Here is a 3,116-nt window from a genome sequence, read left to right as displayed (position 1 = left end):
ATCGGCCCAGGGCGCGTTCCCTCAACATGTACGTGTACGGCCCTGAGATCGGCTACCGTCAGGTACTCTGGATGAAGGCGAGGACGACGTGCGCCAGCCCTGGGCAGGGGTGATATCCTGGGATACCGGCAGGACCCCTTTACGTATCCAATGCTGCCGGGTTGGGCCCCGGAAAGGGGCACGAATCGTGAACTGGGTCGTATCGGTAGACGGGTCTGTAGCCCCAGAGGAACTCGTCCGGCTCTACGACTCCGTCGGCTGGCACAAGCACGCTGCCCTGGATGTCGCCACCGCTGTGCTTGCCAACTCGGATGTGATCGTTTGCGCTCGAGCGGGTGGCGAACTGGTAGGTTTCGGTCGCGCACTCACCGATCGCATTCTGTACGCCGGCATCTACGACATGGTCGTGGCGCCGTCGTTTCAGCGCCAGGGCATCGGAACGGCGATCCTGAAGGCGCTCCTCGGCGAACTGCGCGGCGTTCGAAAGGTCTGCCTCAGCACGACAACCGGCGCCGAAGCGTTTTACCTCAAGCACGGTTTCGAGCCGGGGCAAGGCTATTTCCACCTCTATCAGTGGTGAGGGAATGCGACGGGCCATTCCTCCGCGAAGTTCCGTCCCGCAAGCCCGGCGCTCGAGGATTTCCTCACCATGGCGAGGCCCTGTTTGTTGCTGACAGTCGCCAACAATCCTGCGTTTGGCCGCCAGGAACGCATCGTGCCCGCCGAGGTAGCCGTGCCTTAGTGCAGCACCGGACCCGGCCGTCGATCTCCCGAATCAGGCGGCGCTAACCAGGGCTCGGGAGCCACGTGCAGACCTGACCTAAGAGCTATTCGCGACGTGGTACTGCACGTGAACCGCCCTCCGTGCCCCAGACGTCGGCGGCGCCTGAAGACCCCTCACTGCGTTCGCCAAGCCGTACGCTGAACCCTGCGGCGTTCCCAGGCAGCAGGCTGAAGAGGCCGTGGGCCGGCCTGCCGGGGCATGGTTCACCTCTGGGGACTCCTGCTGTCGCGCGGCCGCGCCATGCGGGTTCCTCTGTCTCCGTGGCTGCGACACCCAATGCCATGATGACAGTGGACAAGGTCTGCGTCAGGGGGGAACTACTGATGAGGAGACGATTTGTGCTGGTCGGCCTCCTGTTGTTGCTGGCGATCGGGACGGCGGCTTGCTTCAAAGTGGAGCAGCGCCTCGACCTGAGCAAGCCCGACAGCGCCGTGATCACCGCTCGCCTCATCGTTGACAAGACGTATGCGGGCGCGGAGGTCGATCTCTTCCTGCAGTCGCTTAACCTGGCGGTGCCCGGGCTGCGGAAGACGGCCAGCTTCCACCGCTACGAAAAGGGCGAAGCGATGCCCAACGTGGTCTACGAGTGGACCGGAACTCCGCAAGATATCGACGATTTGCCCTTCACACTCGAACAGCAGGATGATGGCACGTACTCCTTTTCCTACCCGCTGGGCCCGTTCGAGGGCTTTTCGGATCAGACCGAATCGGACACCGTCCTGCTCTCGGTCGAGGTGGTGCTGCCCCGGGAGATCGACATGGCCAACACCACCCGGGTAGACGGGCGCACGGCCCACTGGGATCTGCGGCGTGCCGACCTGTCCAAGGGTATCCGGCTGCGAGCCATTACGAAATAGGCACACACCCGGGGGCACCGGCGACCTCCGACCGGTCTGAGCCGGGCCCCGCGGTCACTTCCGGCACACTGCTGATGAGGGCCGCCGCCCGTGCCCCCTTGAGCCCACCGTGCTACTCCAGGTAGGCAACGCTCGGGTCGGACCAAGGCATCCCGGGGTCGGGAAAGCGCGGGACGCGGGATCTCGAACGCTCCGGTCCACCTTCCCCCTGGTTGGAAGGAAGGCGCGCTGGGGAACGCCATAGGGAGGCAGCCCTGGCGCACCGACGGCGTAACCTTCACCCTGAGCAGGTGCGGGACGGGCTCCTGGTGATGGCGCTTCGCTGCCTTCGTAAACTCCTGGGGCGCCGCCCAGCGCTCTAGACAACGGGCCGTGCAGTAGGCGCCGGGCTGCCGCCCGGGTCGCCACTGAGCGTCCTAGAGACCCCTCGCCAGCGCGCGCCGGAGTGTTCGACAACCGAGTTTGTCGTAAAGCCCAACCGGCCTACCTGCAAACTCCCACACATCGACCCCCACTTCAACGCCGGATGGTGGCAAACGCTTCGCTACATCAGGCTCTTCCCGCTCTACTTCATGTTCATCAACGCATTCAAGAGCTGACCGGAGTTTTTGCGATATCCTCTGGCCTTCCCCAAGGTGTTCACTCTCGACAACTTCCGGGCGGGGTTTGCCGGGAAGGACTTCCTGCTCTGGTTCTGGAACAGCACCGTGCTGACCGCCGGATCCATGGTGCTCACCGCGGTGCTGGCCGCGCTGGCAGCGTACGCGTCCGCCCACATGAGATTCCGCGGGCGGGACTTCCTCTTCAACCTCATCGTCCCGCTGATGGCCATCTCGCGATGGTCGTCAATGCGGGGGGCTGTGGAACGAGCTCATGATTTGGTCTTCCTTCAGTCCTTAGGAACTGTGTACCCTCATGGTGGGCATCACGCTCTTCCGCAACCGCTTCACGCTGAACGTTTCCTGTTATCATGGCGGGGCTGGTGGCTGTCACGGTACCCATGCTGGTCCTGTGCGCGGCCGGGCAGCGCTACCTCATCCGTGGCCTGATCACAGGCGCAGTCAAAGGGGAGTGACGGGGTAACCGACGTGGACCCAAACACACCGCGGGGCACCCACTCCACTGAGCACCACCCCATCCACCAAGAGCTCGCGGAGACCGCGCTCGCGGTTGAGTAGACGCTCCAGGCGGCGGAGGCAGCGATCAAGACCCCGCCGGAGTGGCTCGATACAGGCAGCCTGCGAGCCGTGGCAGGTATCGGCTGCGATCGGGGCGTCCCTTCTCCACCGGGTGACCGGTCTAGGATGACGTGGCTACAGCGCCGCACGGTACGGAATCTTCTCCGCACTTCTGTTAGAGGAAACTGTAGAGAAAGGGGTAGACCGCGGCTGTCAGCTTCCATATTGGTTCCAGACCACCAAGGGCCTAGCCCGCACACGTCGAACCTGTCCGCCGGAAGAGGGCGAGGGAGTGGT

The 3,116-nt window shown here is 64.1% G+C and carries 3 protein-coding genes; all 3 read left to right on the top strand.

All coding sequences use genetic code 11. The features are described 5' to 3' along the window. Positions 1-187 precede the first annotated feature (187 nt). The 3 genes from AB1609_19360 (at position 188) to AB1609_19350 (ending at position 2,690) form a co-directional block, all read left to right on the top strand. Entirely contained in the window at positions 188-580 is a 393-nt protein-coding gene (locus AB1609_19360; protein ID MEW6048601.1) for a GNAT family N-acetyltransferase, read from the top strand. A 527-nt stretch (positions 581-1,107) separates the two neighbouring features. Continuing rightward, entirely contained in the window at positions 1,108-1,641 is a 534-nt protein-coding gene (locus tag AB1609_19355; protein ID MEW6048600.1) for a hypothetical protein, read from the top strand. A gap of 608 nt (positions 1,642-2,249) precedes the next feature. Then, positions 2,250-2,690 carry a hypothetical protein gene (locus tag AB1609_19350; protein MEW6048599.1) on the top strand — a complete coding sequence of 147 codons (441 nt, stop codon included), beginning with the start codon at positions 2,250-2,252 and terminating at the stop codon, positions 2,688-2,690. Positions 2,691-3,116: the final 426 nt, after the last annotated feature.

Source organism: Bacillota bacterium (genome assembly GCA_040754675.1).
GTDB lineage: Bacteria > Bacillota > Limnochordia > Limnochordales > Geochordaceae > Geochorda.
Note: the sequence above shows the minus strand (reverse complement) of the source record. Positions and strands in the feature narration are given on the sequence as shown.

Excerpts from the sequence above, each read along its gene's own strand:
- AB1609_19355 (MEW6048600.1), top strand. The coding sequence starts at position 1,108 with ATGAGGAGACGATTTGTGCTGGTCGGCCTCCTGTTGTTGCTGGCGATC.